This window comes from Aminobacter sp. BE322, from assembly GCF_050433525.1.
In the GTDB taxonomy this organism is placed as follows: Bacteria; Pseudomonadota; Alphaproteobacteria; order Rhizobiales; family Rhizobiaceae; genus Aminobacter.
In genome coordinates this window covers 341,828-354,114 of record NZ_JBNPXB010000001.1, presented here as the reverse complement: position 1 = coordinate 354,114, position 12,287 = coordinate 341,828, and the positions used below count along the sequence as shown (strand labels likewise).

Annotated in this window: 12 protein-coding genes; 5 read left to right on the top strand and 7 right to left on the bottom strand. The window is 64.1% G+C overall.

The window, feature by feature from the left end; all coding sequences use genetic code 11:
• Positions 1 to 6 precede the first annotated feature (6 nt).
• On the bottom strand, positions 7 to 1,266 hold the full coding sequence (locus J2X50_RS01720; RefSeq protein WP_429090924.1) for a sarcosine oxidase subunit beta family protein: 1,260 nt from the start codon (positions 1,264 to 1,266) through the stop codon (positions 7 to 9).
• A gap of 195 nt (positions 1,267 to 1,461) precedes the next feature.
• Between J2X50_RS01720 and J2X50_RS01715 the strand changes: the two genes are divergently transcribed.
• The 4 genes from J2X50_RS01715 to J2X50_RS01700 all read left to right on the top strand — a co-directional run bounded on the left by J2X50_RS01715 (position 1,462) and on the right by J2X50_RS01700 (position 8,095).
• Positions 1,462 to 3,942, top strand: coding sequence for a mechanosensitive ion channel domain-containing protein (locus tag J2X50_RS01715; protein ID WP_429090922.1), 2,481 nt, complete (start codon positions 1,462 to 1,464; stop codon positions 3,940 to 3,942).
• Between the two features lie 142 nt (positions 3,943 to 4,084).
• Positions 4,085 to 4,351, top strand: a complete 267-nt coding sequence (locus J2X50_RS01710; RefSeq protein WP_340038910.1) for a hypothetical protein — start codon at positions 4,085 to 4,087, stop codon at positions 4,349 to 4,351.
• Between the two features lie 188 nt (positions 4,352 to 4,539).
• Positions 4,540 to 7,101, top strand: coding sequence for a GcvT family protein (locus tag J2X50_RS01705; RefSeq protein WP_429090921.1), 2,562 nt, complete (start codon positions 4,540 to 4,542; stop codon positions 7,099 to 7,101).
• Positions 7,102 to 7,252: 151 nt separating this feature from the next.
• Complete coding sequence (locus tag J2X50_RS01700; protein ID WP_429090919.1) at positions 7,253 to 8,095, top strand: DUF1194 domain-containing protein; 843 nt, start codon at positions 7,253 to 7,255, stop codon at positions 8,093 to 8,095.
• Positions 8,096 to 8,124: 29 nt separating this feature from the next.
• On the opposite strand, the gene J2X50_RS01695 is transcribed toward J2X50_RS01700, so the two are convergent.
• From J2X50_RS01695 to J2X50_RS01685, 3 genes are all read right to left on the bottom strand, one after another.
• Positions 8,125 to 9,063, bottom strand: coding sequence for a GlxA family transcriptional regulator (locus tag J2X50_RS01695; RefSeq protein WP_429091824.1), 939 nt, complete (start codon positions 9,061 to 9,063; stop codon positions 8,125 to 8,127).
• 316 nt (positions 9,064 to 9,379) lie between these two features.
• Positions 9,380 to 9,520, bottom strand: a complete 141-nt coding sequence (locus tag J2X50_RS01690) for a hypothetical protein (protein WP_429090917.1) — start codon at positions 9,518 to 9,520, stop codon at positions 9,380 to 9,382.
• Positions 9,521 to 9,835: 315 nt separating this feature from the next.
• On the bottom strand, positions 9,836 to 10,015 hold the full coding sequence (locus J2X50_RS01685; RefSeq protein ID WP_429090915.1) for a hypothetical protein: 180 nt from the start codon (positions 10,013 to 10,015) through the stop codon (positions 9,836 to 9,838).
• A 225-nt stretch (positions 10,016 to 10,240) separates the two neighbouring features.
• Between J2X50_RS01685 and J2X50_RS01680 the strand changes: the two genes are divergently transcribed.
• Positions 10,241 to 11,140, top strand: coding sequence for a LysR substrate-binding domain-containing protein (locus tag J2X50_RS01680; RefSeq protein ID WP_429090913.1), 900 nt, complete (start codon positions 10,241 to 10,243; stop codon positions 11,138 to 11,140).
• Positions 11,141 to 11,200: 60 nt separating this feature from the next.
• Here J2X50_RS01680 and J2X50_RS01675 read toward each other — a convergent pair whose 3' ends face one another.
• The 3 genes from J2X50_RS01675 to J2X50_RS01665 all read right to left on the bottom strand — a co-directional run bounded on the left by J2X50_RS01675 (position 11,201) and on the right by J2X50_RS01665 (position 12,151).
• Complete coding sequence (locus J2X50_RS01675) at positions 11,201 to 11,503, bottom strand: DUF1330 domain-containing protein (RefSeq protein WP_429090911.1); 303 nt, start codon at positions 11,501 to 11,503, stop codon at positions 11,201 to 11,203.
• A gap of 27 nt (positions 11,504 to 11,530) precedes the next feature.
• Positions 11,531 to 11,713, bottom strand: a complete 183-nt coding sequence (locus J2X50_RS01670; RefSeq protein WP_429090910.1) for a hypothetical protein — start codon at positions 11,711 to 11,713, stop codon at positions 11,531 to 11,533.
• 135 nt (positions 11,714 to 11,848) lie between these two features.
• Positions 11,849 to 12,151: a hypothetical protein gene (locus J2X50_RS01665; RefSeq protein WP_429090908.1), complete on the bottom strand. Its 303-nt coding sequence runs from the start codon at positions 12,149 to 12,151 to the stop codon at positions 11,849 to 11,851.
• Positions 12,152 to 12,287: the final 136 nt, after the last annotated feature.

Sequence of the window (12,287 nt, the reverse complement as noted above, 5' to 3'; positions counted from 1 at the left end):
GGAACCCTAGTGCAGGCGCGGTGTCGGCCCCTGGCCCTTGTCGTCGATGACGGTGCCACGGCTGAAACGGTCGAGGGTGAAGGGTGCTGTGAGTTCGTGCGGCGCGTCCTTGGCAATCGTGTAGGCGAAGCACAGCCCCGAGGCAGGCGTGGCCTTGAAGCCGCCGTAGCACCAGCCGCAATTGAGATACATGCCGGGCAAGGGGCCGGCGGTGATGATCGGCGAGCCGTCCATCGACATGTCGCAGACGCCGCCCCAGGAGCGCAGCACGCGCACGGTGGCGAGCGAGGGGAACACCGCCAGCATCTCGCTCATCACCTCCTCGACGATGGGCAGGTTTCCGCGCTGGGCGTAGCTGTTGTAGCCGTCGAGGTCGCCGCCGTAGATCAGGCCGCCCTTGTCGGACTGGCCGACGTAGAAATGGCCCATGCCGAAGGTCAGCACGGTGTCGAGGAACGGCTTCAGCGATTCGGAGACGAAGGCCTGCAGGACGTAGCTTTCGATCGGCATGCGCTCGATGCCGGCGAGCTGCAGCACGCGACCCGTGCTGCCGGCCACCGCGACAGCCACCTTCTTGGCGCGGATCTCGCCGCGATTGGTGGTGACGCCGACGACACGGTCGCCGTCGCGCAGGAAGCCGGTGACCTCGCAGTTCTCGATGATGTCGACGCCGCGGCGGTCGGCGCCGCGCGCATAACCCCAGGCCACCGCATCGTGGCGGGCGGTGCCGGCGCGCTCCTGCATCAGTCCGCCGATGACGGGGAACCGCGCCGATTGCGACATGTCCATGCCGGGCACCCGGCGGGCGATCTCGGCGGGCGTCATCAGATGCGCGTCGGTGCCGAGATGGCGCATGGCATTGCCCTTGCGGGCGAGATCGTCCAATTGCGCGGGTGTGTGGGCAAGATTGAGCACGCCGCGCTGGGAGAACATGACGTTGTAGTTGAGATCGTGGGAGAGGTTCTCCCACATCTTCATCGAGTGCTCGTAGAAGCGCGTGTTCTGCGGCAGCAGGTAGTTGGAGCGTACGGCGGTCGTGTTGCGCCCGACATTGCCCGAGCCGAGATAACCTTTCTCGAGTACCGCCACGTTGGTGATACCGTACTCCTTGGCCAGGTAGTAGGCGGTGGCAAGACCATGGCCGCCGCCGCCGATGACGATCACCTCGTATGACGGCTTGGGCGCCGGCTTGCGCCAGGCCGGCTTCCAGTCGCGATTGCCCGAGAGCGCGTTTCTCAGCAGCGAAAACGCCGAATATTCCGCCATACTTGATGCCATCCTTCGATCTGTGCGCGGAGACTATAGTCGGGTTCGCCAAACTGAAGCCAATATTTCGCCATGGCCTTTCGATAGGCCGACCTCCACCACCGGATTTGCGGTCGACTTGCCCGCCCGGATACCGGTCTCTATCAATGGCGCGCCCTCGCGCATTTCATCCACATAGTGAGTCGCAGACCTGACATGCTCGTTTCCGCAGCCCGGCGCGTCGCCGTTTCACTGATCCTAGTCGCATTCGCATGCTGGATGCCGGCCGCCGCGCAGGACCTCGGCAGGGCGCCCGCCGGCGTCATCGCCGATCAGCAGGAGGTCATCGCCAGCGTCAGCGGCAAGGTGGACACGCTGCAGCGCAAGCTCGACCAGAGCCAGGAGGACGATGCGGCCCTGGTCGAAATCCGGCTCCAGCTCGAACAGCTGTCGCGCGAGCTGCTGCAGAGCGGCGTTGCCTTCCGTCCGCGCCTTGCCGAGATCAACGCGCGTCTCGAACAACTCGGCAAGCCGCCGGCCGAAGGCCAGCCGGCAGAATCGGACGTCGTCACCAACGAGCGCAAGGCGTTGACCAACGAGAAGGCCGAGATCAATGCGGTGCTCGGCGTCGCCGAAAACCTTTCGATCCGCATCAACAAGATAGTCGGCCAGATCACGGAAATCCGGCGGGACCTGTTCCAGAGCCTGCTCACCAAGCGCTACGAGATCGATTTCGCGCTCGTGTTCGAAGTCATCGACAACTTCGAAACCGAAATGAGCGACCTGTACCGCACGGTGTCGTCGTGGATTCGCTTCGTCGTCAGCTTCAAGCTCAAGTCCATGCTGGCGGCCACCTTCTTTGCGCTGGCTGCGGCCGCAGTCATCGTCATGGGCGGCAGGCGGCTCTTCGGCCGCCTGTTCGAGCCGGACGCGAGGGTGGAGGATCCATCCTATCTCAGCCGCCTTTCGGTCGCCTTCTGGTCGACGTTGATGCAGACCCTGGCGGTGATCGTCTTCCTTGGCGTCACCTATTTCCTCTACGACTATTTCGGCGTGCTGCGCGGCGACATCGGCGCGATGATGTCGTCGCTGTTCTACGTCATCGGCATCGTCTTATTCGTCTCGCGCCTGGGCACGGCCGTGCTCGCGCCCAAACTGCCCAACTGGCGGCTGATCGCGGTCGAAAGCGGGGCGGCGCGCTGGCTGATGCTCTTGATCATCGCCACCGCCTTCTTCACCGGTCTGGACTACCTCTTGAGCTCCGTCTACCGCGTGCTCGGCTCTCCGATCACGCTGACGGTCGGCGAGGCCCTGGTCTCGACCGTCATCATCGGCGTGCTCGTCGTCCTCATCGGCATGGTGAAGCCGTTCGTCGACGAGAACGGCCAGCCCAAGCCGTGGCCGCGGACGCTCCGCTACTTCCTCTACCTGCTCGGCGGCGTGACCATAGCCGCCGCGCTCCTTGGCTATATCGGCCTGGCGCGCTTCGTCTCGCAGCAGATTGTGGTCACCGGCGCGATCCTCGCCACCATGTATATCGGCTTCCTTTCGTCACGTGCGATCAACGAGGAAGACGCCTTCGCCAAGACCACGGTCGGGCGTCGGATCCAGAGGCTGTTCAAGCTCGACGAGACTACGCTCGACCAGCTTGGCCTCGTGACCAGCATCGTCATCAACCTGATCGTCATCGTCATCGGCGTGCCACTGATCCTGTTCCAGTGGGGCTTTCAAACGGGGGACATGACGACCTGGCTCTACAAGGTGGGCGCAGGCTTCCAGATCGGCACGTTCACCTTCTCGCCGGTCGGCATCCTATCGGGCATCGTCGTCTTCGCCATCGGCTACTTCCTGACGCGCTGGTTCCAGGGCTGGCTCGACGGCTCGGTCATGGCGCGCGGCAAGGTGGACGCCGGCGTGCGCAACTCGATCCGGGTGGCCGTGGGCTATGCGGGCTTTGCCATCGCGGCGCTGATCGCGATCTCTTCGGCAGGCCTCGATCTTTCGAACCTGGCCCTGGTTGCCGGCGCACTCTCCCTCGGTATCGGTTTCGGCCTGCAGAACGTGGTGTCGAACTTCGTCTCGGGCCTGATCCTTCTCGCGGAACGGCCGTTCAAGGTCGGCGACTGGATCGTCGCCGGCCAGGTCTCGGGCACGGTCAAGAAGATCAGCGTGCGCGCCACCGAGATCGAGACCTTCCAGCGCCAGTCGGTGATCCTGCCCAATTCGGAACTGATCAACGGCGCGGTCGGCAACTGGACCCATCGCAACAAGCTCGGTCGCATCGACATCAAGGTCGGCGTTGCCTACGACTCCGACGTCAAGCGCGCGCATGAGATCATGCTCGACGTGGTGCGTTCGCACCCGATGGTGCTGAAGAACCCAGAGCCGTTCGTGCTCTTCGCCAATTTCGGCACGGCTGCATTAGAGTTCGAGGTCCGCTTCTTCCTGGCCGACGTGCTAGCCGGCAACAGCGTCCAGAACGACATCCGCTTCGCCATCCTCGAGACCTTCGCGCGCGAACATATCCATATACCCTCGGCGCCGCGCGCCCAGGATCCCAAGCCTGCCGAAAAATGGCCGGCCGACGACGAGCAGGCGGAAGCCCAGGTAGCCCTGGAGGAAGAGGCCCGCAGCAAGCGGGCGGCGGCGGCTTCGGAACGCAAGCCCGGGCGGCGGCGGAAACCCGACCCGGAATAGGGCGGGGAGCGAGGCTTTGGCAAATTGTGGCATGAACAAGGCATTCAGTTGCCGTTCAGCTTCGAACTCATATAAGCTCATCCGCAAAGGCGAAAATGCCTTGCAAAGATGAACCAGAGGCGGTGGAAACACCGATGATGAAATGAATAGGTTTCTTGTCGCCGCAGGCGCGCTTTTCCTGGCCATGTCGGGTGCGGCGCATGCCGCGAGCGCTGTAAACCTGGACTCCGAGCCGCGCACGCTGATCGTGACGGAAGGCGGTTCCAAGTCGGAGCTGGCGCTTGCCGCCGGCGAGACGGTGGAGTTCTGCCCGAGCGGCTGTTTCGTGACCATGCCCAATGGCGACCGCGAGGCGCTGACGGGCTCTGAAACGGTCGAGATCTCCGGCGGCGTCGCCCGCATCAAGTAGGTTCACATCCCGCCAGTTCGACGAAGGGCCGGCATCTGTCCGGCCCTTTCCATTTGCGGCCGCCCGAACCGATCCGGACAGGTCTCGCCGCCGAGGTCGCGCGCCGTTTTCGCAATGTCGCAAACAGGCTGCAATCGCACGACACTGCCCTATAGTGTGCGCGCAATATCATCTCGGAGTCGTGGGAAATGGCAGAGTTTCCGAAAAGGGCGAAGGTCGTCATCGTCGGGCTTGGCGGTATCGTGGGCGCATCCATCGCCCATCACCTGATCGAGCGTGGCTGGGACGACATCGTCGGCATCGACAAGTCGGGCGTTCCGACCGACATCGGCTCGACCGCGCATGCCTCGGACTTCTGCTACACGACCAGCCACGACTATCTGTCGGTCTGGACGACGCAGTATTCCATCGATTTCTACGAGAAGATGGGCCACTACGCCCGCATCGGCGGTCTCGAGGTCGCCCGCACCGGCGACGACACCTGGATGGAAGAGATCAAGCGCAAGCTATCTTCCGCCAAGGCTTTCGGCACGCGCGCGCACTATGTCTCGCCCTCTGAAATCAAGGCGATGTTCCCGCTGATCGAGGAAGATCAGGTGATGGGCGGCATGTTCGATCCCGACGCCGGCCTCGTCATTCCGCGCTCGCAGACGGTTGCCGGGAAGCTGGTCGATGCCGCCGAAAAATCCGGCAAGCTCCAGGCCTTCGGGAATACGCCGGCCACCTCTCTGATCGTCGAGGGGGGGCGCATCAAGGGCGTAGTCACCCATCGCGGAACCATCATGGCCGATCATGTCGTCGTCTGCGCCGGCATCTGGGGCCGCCTGATCGCCGAGATGGTGGGCGAGGACCTGCCGGTCATGCCGGTCGACCATCCGCTGACCTTCTTCGGCCCGTACAGCGAGTTCGAGGGCACCGGCAAGGAAATCGGCTTCCCGCTGCTGCGCGACCAGGGCAATTCCGCCTACATGCGCGACACAGGAGACCCCAAGACCACCGAGGGCGGCCAGATCGAGTGGGGCTATTACGAGACCACCAATCCGCGCCTCTGCCACCCGCGCGAGATCCTCGAAAAGCACGAGGCGCGCCTGTCGCCGTCGCAGCGCGACCTCGACATGGAACAGATCATGGCGCCGCTGGAGCGCGCCATGGAACTGACGCCGATCCTCGGCGAGATCGGCTACAACGAAAGCCACTCCTTCAACGGCCTGCTGCAGGTGTCGGCCGCCGGTGGCCCTTCCTGCGGCGAGAGCCAGAAGGTGCGTGGTCTCTGGTACTGCGTCGCCATCTGGGTGAAGGACGGTCCCGGCTACGGCAAGCTGATCGCCGACTGGATGACCGACGGCCGCACCGAGATCGACCACAATTCGATCGACTACGCCCGCTTCTATCCGCACCAGCTGGAAGAGAAGTTCATCGAGGGCCGCACCTTCGAGGCCGCCCAGAAGATCTATTTCCCGGCCGTGCACACCCGCGAGCCTTACGCCACCGGGCGCAACGTCAAGCGTTCGCCCTTCTACGAGCGCGAGGTCGAGCTCGGCGGCCACTTCATGGAACTCGGCGGCTGGGAGCGTGCGCATGGCTACAAGGCCAACGAGCACCTGCTGGAGAAGTACGGCAACCGCGTGCCGGTGCGCGAGAACGAGTGGGATTCCAGGCACTTCTGGCGCGTTTCCAACGCCGAGCATCTGGCGATGAGCGAGGATTGCGGCATCGTCAACCTCTCGCATTTCCACATGGTCGACATCGAAGGTCCCGATCATGTCGAGCTGCTGGAATGGCTATGCGCCGCCAAGATCGGTGGGGACGGCAATGTCGGCAAGGGTATCTATACGCACTTCCTCGACGACGAGGGTATGGTTCGCGCCGACTTCACCGTCTTCCGCATGGCCGACCGCTGCCGCCTCGTGAACGGCGCCGACGCCGGCCCGCGCGATTTCCACTACATGAAGCGCGTGGCCGAGGATCGCGGCCTCGACGTCACCGTCACCGACGTCTCTGAGAAGTTCATCACAATCGGCATCTGGGGCCCGAATGCCCGTGAGACGCTGAAGAAGGTGGTCGCGGACCCTGCCGGTCTCGATCAGGAAAACTTTGCCTTCGCGGCGATCAAGCAGATCGAGATCGCGGGCAAGCCGGTCACCGCTTTCCGCATCTCCTATGTCGGCGAGCAGGGCTGGGAACTACACATGAGGTACGAGGACGGCCTTGCCGTCTGGGATGCGCTGCGCTCGACCGGCGTCATGGCCTTCGGCGTCGAGACCTATGCCAATTCGCGCCGCATGGAAAAGAGCCTGCGCCTGCAGAATGCCGACCTGCTCACCCAGTACAACCTCATCGAGGCCGACCTTGCCCGTCCGAAGGTCAAGGATGCCGATTTCCGCGGCAAGGCGAAGCATCTCGAGTACAAGGCGCGCGAGCACCAGCCCGCAATGCTCTGCACGCTCGTCATGACCGAGAACACCGACAGGAACGGCGTCAAGCGCTATCCGGTCGGCACGCTGCCGGTGTTGGACCCGTTGACCGGCGAAACGCTGGTCGACGAACTCGGCCGCCGCTCCTACACGACCTCCGTCGCCTTCGGTCCGACCATCGGCAAGAACATCGCGCTTGCCTACCTGCCGCACGCCTATGCCCAGGAAGGCCGCAAGCTGAATGTCGAGTATTTCGCCGAGACCTATCCGGTCGAGGTGGTCGGCATCGGCTATAAGCCGCTCTACGATCCGGAGAACCTCAAGCCGCGAAGCTGAGGGTAGGGCGGGCAAGCTGTATGAACTGCTGCTTCTGACAGCCCGGCTCCGCAAGAGCCAAGGCTGCTCTCGCAAAAATGTGAACGGAAAAGCCCGGGATTTCGCCCGGGCTTTTCTTTTGAAGCCGCCGATTCTCGCTTACCCTCTGGGAATGTCTGCTGTGGCCCAAGCTCTTCTCGCAGGCAGCGCCGCAATGGCGCTGGTGCTTGGGCTGGCGCCGCAATCGGCTGGCGCCGAACAGGTGGATGTCGAACTGGTCCTGGCGGTCGACGTCTCGCTCTCCATGTCTCCGGACGAGCTCGAGATCCAGCGCCACGGCTACGCCGCGGCTCTTACCCACGAACGGGTGCTGGAGGCGATCGCCGAGGGCGCCTACGGCAAGATCGCGGTCACCTATGTCGAATGGGCCGGGTCGACCTCCCAGGTCGTCGTGGTGCCGTGGACGGTCATCGCCAATCGCGCGGATGCCGAGCGGGTGGTGCAGCAGCTCACCGCCAAGCCGCCCAACAGCGCCCGGCGCACCTCGATCTCGAGCGCGCTCGAATTCGGCAGCGACCTCTTCGCGGAGAGCGCATTTCGCAGCGCCAAGCGCGTGATCGACATTTCCGGCGACGGTCCCAACAACCAGGGAGCGCCGGTCGACATCATCCGCGACGGCGTGGTGGCCCAGGGCATCACCATCAACGGCCTGCCGCTGATGACCAATGGCGGCTTCGGCAGTGCCTACGATGTCGAGGATCTCGACCGCTATTACGCCGACTGCGTGATCGGCGGGCCGGGCGCCTTCATGATCCCGGTCAACGGCTGGGACCAGTTCCCGGAAGCGGTCCGCCGCAAGCTCGTGCTGGAACTCGCTGGGCCGGATTCGCCGCAGTGGGCCGCCGAGGAAGCCGCCCATCCGCCCGTGACGTTGGCTCAGGCGCGGCCGAAATACGACTGCCTGATCGGCGAGAAGCTCTGGCGTGACCGATCATGGCTGTGGGACAGCAGGTGACGGTCGCCCGCTTCTGCCGGCAAGCCCCGTTAGGCTGCGATCAACTGCTTGCGGTCGATCCGTTCCTGTTGCGGCGAGCGGGCGTAGAGTTCCCGGTAGCACTTCGAGAAGTGCGAGGCCGACACGAAGCCGCAGGCGACTGCCACTTCGACGACCGGCATCGACGACTGGATCAGCAGGTGGCGGGCGCGGTCGAGCCTGATCTCGAGATAGTAGCGGGCAGGGGAACGGCCCATCTCGGTACGGAACAGGCGCTCGATCTGCCGACGCGACAGGCCGACATGATCGGCGATCTCGATCAGCGACAGCGGCTCGGAAAGATTCGCCTCCATCAATTCGATGATGGTGAGCACCTTGGAGTTCTGCACGCCGAGGCGCGCCCTGAGGGGCAGGCGCTGGCGGTCGGTCGGGCTGCGCACGCGGTCGGTCAGCACCTGTTCGCACACCCGGTTGACCAGGTTGTCGTCGAAGTCGTCGCCGATCAGCTTGAGCATCATGTCGAGCGCTGCGGTGCCGCCGGCGCAGGTGTAGATATTCTGGTCCACCTCGAACAGGTCGGCATAGACATTGGCCTTGGGGAAGGCCTCGGAGAAGCCCGGCAGGTTCTCCCAGTGGATGGCGCAGCGCTTGTTGGAAAGCAGGCCCGCATTGGCGAGCACGTAGGCGCCGGTGCAGAGCCCGCCCACCGCGACGCCGCGGTTGTACTCCTCGCGCAGCCAGGCGAAGACCGACTTGTTGCTGTAGGTCTCGACATTGATGCCGGTGCAGACGATGACCATGGACGGACGCTCCGGCCCCGACATCTTCTTGCGCTCCTCTTCGAGCGAGGAGGTGACCGCGCATTCCACGCCATTGGAGGCGCGCACGCCCTTGCCGTCGATGCTGGCGAGCCGCCACTTGTAGGCTTCGTAGCCGAGCATGCGGTTGGCGATGCGCAGTGGATCGAGAGCCGTCGCGAAGGCGACCATGGTGAAATCGGGGACGAGGAAGAACACAAGCGATCTTTTGATCGGATGTTTGATGGCGTTCAAGGAACCCTCACGCTGACCGGAAACGGCGCGAACCTGATGTCGCGAATAGCATAGCGACAACAGCAAATTCCCTTGCTGTCAATGGGGTTGAAGCTGTCGCTAAAATTAAATTTGCGACATGGCTCGCGGCGAGCCGGCCGGGCTATGAGATATGGCGTTTGTATGGCCGCCGCCTAATAAAACAAACCGCCGCTCCGGATTGTCCGGAGGGCGGTCAAGTATCTCGGCCCGCGGGAGTGACGGACCGGATCGGTCAGCCGACCAGCATGCCGAGTCGGTTGGCAGCCAGCGCCGCGGTCTGGCCGGGCATGGTGCGCGCCAGGCGGTCCCTCTCGATCGCGGTGGAAAGGGCGGTCTGGCGGCGGCGGCCGAAAAGGCGGGCGAACATCTTCATGACGGGTCTCCATGCATCAGGCTTATACGGGTGCCTTCGCGCGCTGGAGTGGGGCATCTCGTTTGGTGAGGCGGATATAGTGGTTGTCTGCGGCGCGAAATGCGTCGAATGCGAAGCGCCGCACCTCAAAAGCGACACCAGATTGCGACATGGGTGGCTGGTGACCGCCGCGGAGCGCGATCCGCTGCCGCAAGAGGCCCGGAGGTTGCTTCTGCAGGTATTTGCCGCCCACTGCCGGCGGTTGCCCACGGTGCGGTCAGGCATCGCGGAAGGGGCTCGTCAGTTCCGTCTGCGACAGCCCCTTCCAGAAAAACGTCAGGCCAGTTCTCCGCTGCGACCGCGGCGATAGCCGGTCCTGGAATCGGCGACCTCCGGCCAGCCGATGTCCTTCTGCAGTTCGAGCGGCAGCGAACGGATCGACCGTTCGGTCAGATAGCGGGCACGGGCTGCGTTGAATTCTGTGGCAAGGTGCCCGATGGTCGAGAGAATGGACATTGCGGTTTCCTTTCCTGCTGAACCGGGTCAAGGCCGGCTTGAGGTGCCCGCCCGGTGGGCACCGCTGGTTTCGAACCGTTTTCCGCGCAATCCGCGCCAACTCTTCCGGGCTCTCAAAGCGACTGTTGAGCTTGCTTTGACGGTGTTGACTATCGCTCGTCGATGAGGTTCAATCAAACGAAATGAAATGATGGCTTCGATCAGAAATATTGAATGGCAAGCTTCATGAACGCGCCACTCAATCACCCGCTCCCCTTGCTCGACCTGGATGTGCTCCGCACCTTCGTGGCGATCGCCGAGACTGGCAGCTTCACGACGGCCGCGAACGCGGTGTTCCGCACGCCGTCGGCCGTCTCGATGCAGATCAAGAAGCTCGAGGACATCCTCGGCCGCTCGGTGTTCGCGCGTGATGCACGCTCGGTGTCGCTCACCACGGATGGCGAGATGCTGCTTGGCTATGCACGCCGCCTGCTGGCGATCAACCGCGAGGCGGTGTCGAAGTTCATCATTCCCGACATCGTCGGCGTGGTGAGGTTGGGCTCGCCCGACGATTTCGGCGAACGCGTATTGCCGCATGTGCTCAAGCGCTTCGCGCAGACGCATCCGGCGATCGCCGTCGATGTCGTCATCGATCAAAGCAGCAACCTCAGGCGCCGCATGGACGATCGCGCGCTCGACATCACGCTTTTGACCAATTCGTGCAAGGCGGTGGCTGCCGGCAGCGAAGTGCTCTTGACCGAGCCGATCGTCTGGGCCGGAGCCAAGGGCGGCTGCGCCCACATGCGCGAGCCGCTGCCCGTGTCGCTGTGGGAAGAGGGCTGCGCGTGGCGGGCAGGGGCGCTCGAGGCGCTGGGCCGGGAGGGCCGCAACTATCGCGTCGCCTATATGAGCGCGCATACGGCCGGCCAGCGGGCGGCGATCCTGTCCGACCTCGCGGTCGCGCCGCTGCCCAAGTCGTTCCTCGGCGAGGAACTTGTCGAACTGGGTCCCAAGGACGGAATGCCCGAGATCGGCAACTACAGCCTGGCGATGATCGTGGCGCCCGAAGCAAGCGCCCCGGTCAAGGCGGCGGCCGATCACATCCGGGCAGCCTTCGAGGCGTTCAACCTGACCGGCAAATTCTAGGCAACGGTCGGGGCGCAGCGGGCGCCCAGGCAATCCCCGAGCGCCCAGCGGGAAACGCGCCTAGAGGGCTGTCGCTTCGACACCCTGCAAGGCGATGATCCTCGTCTTGGCACAGCGTTCGCGGATCGCCTTCAGCCGATCGTACTCCGGCGAATCGTACCAGCGCATCAGCGAATCCATATCCGGAAACTCGACGATGACGAGGCGGTGCGGCTGCCAGTCGCCCTCCAGGACCTTGGTCGTCCCGCCGCGTCCGAGATATCTTCCGCCGTAGCGTTGCTCGGTGGCGGGGACTTCGCGCTTGTATTCCTCGAAAGCTGCGGCGTCGGTGACATCGACATCGGCGATCAGATAGGCAGCCATGGCAGCGCCTCCCTTGAAGTGCCTAGCTCAGCGCCGCATCGCGCCGGACATCCAGCGGAAAACCTTGGCCATGAGCGACGGGGGCGGCGTCCAGTCCAGGTCGCGCTGGATCTCGGGTGGCAGCGCATTCATGACGCGAGCCGTCCGGCGTGCGCGGCGAGATTGGTTGTAGCCGGCGCGGATGCGGCCGATTTCGTCGAAAAATGGCATCTCAGCCCCGTCCCATGCTGGAATCCGGTGGTCGCTACGCCGGCTTGAGCGAGGCGAGCAGGCGCCGGTCGGCTGCGGCGGACCGGCCGGCGCCGTGACGGCGAAGCGGCAGCATGCGAACCTTTTCGGCGAAGGTCATGCGCAGCGCGTTTTCCGCCGGTCGAACGCAATGACATTCGATGCAGGGGCCAGCGGGCCGACCGGCCAGCCGAGCTCGGCCTGTATGTCGAGCGGCAGCCTGTCCATCAGCATGGCCACGCGGCCATATTTGTGGACCTGACCGGCGACGCCAGTGCCGTGAGCAGTCTGCCCGTCGATCCAGCCAAGCTCGATCTGCAGCTCGCGCGGCAGGCCGTTCATCATCGCCTCGATGCGGCCGTCGCGGCGCGCATGCCGAAGCACGGCCCCAAACTGGTGGAACTCACCGATGATGGACATGGGCTTCTCCCGGGTTGAGGGTCGACGACGCGACGCAAGACTTGATGCCTCGCCGACCCGGCAGAAGAATATGTTCGTTTCTGTTTCGAATTGATTGCGCTGCGACGCAGGTATGTTTCATTATGGGGGCGAAACT